This is a genomic window from Ideonella sp. P3_A4, assembly GCF_056403075.1.
This window is the reverse complement of record NZ_JBFUGE010000986.1, coordinates 1-1,574: the sequence shown is the minus strand read 5'-3', so window position 1 is coordinate 1,574 and position 1,574 is coordinate 1. Positions and strand designations below refer to the sequence as shown.

Below are 1,574 nucleotides of genomic sequence, written 5' to 3'. Positions count from 1 at the left end.
AATTGCAGCAGCGCAGCGAGCCTCTGCTGAACGGCGTGTCCGATGAGATGCGGCCCGACCCGCGCGCCGCCATCGGGCTCGAGGAACCGCTGGCGACGCTGGAGCGTGCGGTCGAGGGTGCGTTCGCACGCAGCGTGCTGGTGGTGGGCGCTGAGGGCAGCGGCAAGACGGCGCTGGTCCGGCACTACGTGCGCGATCGTGCGCGGCGTCACGCGGCCGCGCCATGGGAGACGACCGCCGCCCGCTTGATTCAAGGCCTGACGCGCGACGGCGGCTGGCAGCACGCGTTGGCGGTGCTGTGTAGCGAGCTGGCGCGGCGCGACGTGATTCTGTACGTTGGCCACCTGTCAGAGTTGTTCGAGGTGGGCCAGTACCAGGGCAACGCCGTGAGTCTGGGTGACGCATTGCGCGAGCCCCTCGCGCGCGGCCGGTTGATGCTGCTGGCCGAGGCGACGCCGGCTGAGCTCGCGCGCATTGAGCTGCGTTCGCCTGGCTTCGGCGCACTGTTCCAGACGGTCCGCATGCCCGAACTCGGCGAGGCTGCGCAGGAGCGCGTGATGGTGGAGGCGGTCGCGGCACTGGCACGTGAGCACCGTGTCACGGTCGCGCGCGACGCGGTGGCCGAGCTGCTCGCGTTGCAGCGGCGTTTCTCGCCGTACTCGGGCTTTCCGGGCAAGGGTATCCGCTTCTTCGAAGAGATGATCCTGCACGCGCGCGGCCGCACGGCGAGCCTGAGCCGCGACGATGCCATCGAGGCGTTCTGCGCGGAGACAGGCATGCCGCGGCGCATGCTCGATCCGCGCCAGCCGCTGGACCTCGCCGAGGTCGATGCCTTCTTCCGCCGCCGCCTGTTCGGCCAGCCCGATGCGCTCGACGTCGTCACGGGCCTGCTGGCGACGACCAAGACGGGCCTCGCCCGCACCGGCAAGCCGATCGCGTCACTGCTGCTGATCGGGCCCACCGGCGTCGGCAAGACCGAGACAGCGAAGGCGCTGGCGGAGTTMATGTTCGGCGATCCGCGCCGGATGATCCGTTTTGACATGAGCGAGTACGCTGACCCGGCCGCTGTGCTGCGGCTGCTGGGCGATCTGGGTGGCGAAGAAGGGGTACTGACCGGCGCAGTGCGGCGCCAACCGTTCTCGGTGCTGCTGCTCGACGAACTCGAGAAGGCGCATCCGAGTTTCTTCGACCTGCTGCTGCAGGTGCTCGGCGAAGGCCGGCTGACCGGCGGTGACGGCTTGACTGCCAACTTCTGCGGCTGCTTCGTGGTGATGACGTCGAACCTCGGCGCCGAGGCTTCGATGCGAGCGCCGATCGGCATGCTGCGAGGCAACGACGATCCTCGGAAGCATTTCGAACGCGTCGTGCAAGAGAGTCTGCGGCCCGAGCTGTTCAACCGCATCGACCACGTCGTGCCGTTCGCCGCGCTGACCGCTGCGGAGCGCGCGCCGATCTTCGAGCGCGAGATCGGCTTGCTGCGCCGGCGCGACGGCCTGCTGGAACGCCAGGCTGAGCTGCACGTGGACGCGGGCATGCCGGCGCAGTTGGCCGCGCTACCGGGCGACGCACGCTAC

1 protein-coding gene is annotated in these 1,574 nt (G+C 69.5%); it reads left to right on the top strand.

Translation table 11 applies throughout. The features are described 5' to 3' along the window. A partial coding sequence (locus tag AC1DYI_RS35120; RefSeq protein ID WP_477208720.1) for an AAA family ATPase occupies window positions 1–1,574 on the top strand: 1,574 nt, incomplete at both ends.